This is a genomic window from Streptomyces atriruber (assembly GCF_001418325.1).
Taxonomy (GTDB): domain Bacteria; phylum Actinomycetota; class Actinomycetes; order Streptomycetales; family Streptomycetaceae; genus Streptomyces; species Streptomyces atriruber.
The window spans coordinates 5,055-5,705 of sequence record NZ_LIPN01000354.1 but is presented as its reverse complement, the minus strand read 5'-3'; the positions used below and the strand labels follow the sequence as shown (position 1 = coordinate 5,705).

Genomic DNA, 651 nt, shown 5'->3' with positions numbered 1-651 from the left:
CACCAACTACGTCTGGAACAACACCGGCGACAAGGCGCGCCTCATCAAGCCGAGCGGCTCGCAGCTCGACTCCTGCTCGTGGGCGCGGACCGGGTCCGGCTCCACCAGCTGCCACTGACCAACATCAGGGGGAGGGGGGAGGGCGACCGCTCCGCGGCGGGGGCCCGCGGTTGGGGCCGCGGGAACGACCCGCGCCGCGGAACGGTCGCCCTGCGAAAGACACCCCCTGTCGACACACCTGTCGGCCCTCCGGGCCTGCCGGGCCTGCCGTCCGGTCAGGCCTGACCCGTCTCGAAGCGGGAGATCCGGTCGCCGTCGACACTGAACTGCCACTTCGTGCGCATCTCGCCCCACGTGTCGTTGCGGTAGGAGACGGTCAGCACGCGGCCGCCGTCCGACTCCGACTCGACGTCCATGTGGCCGTTGGACGAGAAGATCTCGCGGTCCGTCCAGTCGGCGACGTCCCGGTCGGTGCCGTCGTCCGCCATGGTCGCGCCGGGCGCCAGCAAGGCGTCGAAGGCGGCCTTGTCGTGGGAGTTCACCGCGGTCACGAAGGCCCGGACCGTGGGGTCCGCGAGCCGGTTCACCTGGATGCTCATGGGCCCACGGTCACACCGGTCCGCGCCCGGCGCCACCCCTGCCCCGCCGGAC

General features: G+C 72.2%; 1 protein-coding gene and 1 pseudogene. One reads left to right on the top strand and one right to left on the bottom strand.

Annotation, left to right across the window (positions count from 1 at the left end; translation table 11 throughout):
* Nucleotides 1–118, top strand: a pseudogene (locus tag AOK03_RS44380) (lamin tail domain-containing protein); the annotation flags it as partial.
* A gap of 157 nt (nucleotides 119–275) precedes the next feature.
* Here AOK03_RS44380 and AOK03_RS31380 read toward each other — a convergent pair.
* Nucleotides 276–599 (bottom strand): hypothetical protein, encoded by a 324-nt coding sequence (locus AOK03_RS31380; protein ID WP_055568758.1) that lies wholly within the window; start codon nucleotides 597–599, stop codon nucleotides 276–278.
* Between the last annotated feature and the right edge of the window lie 52 nt (nucleotides 600–651).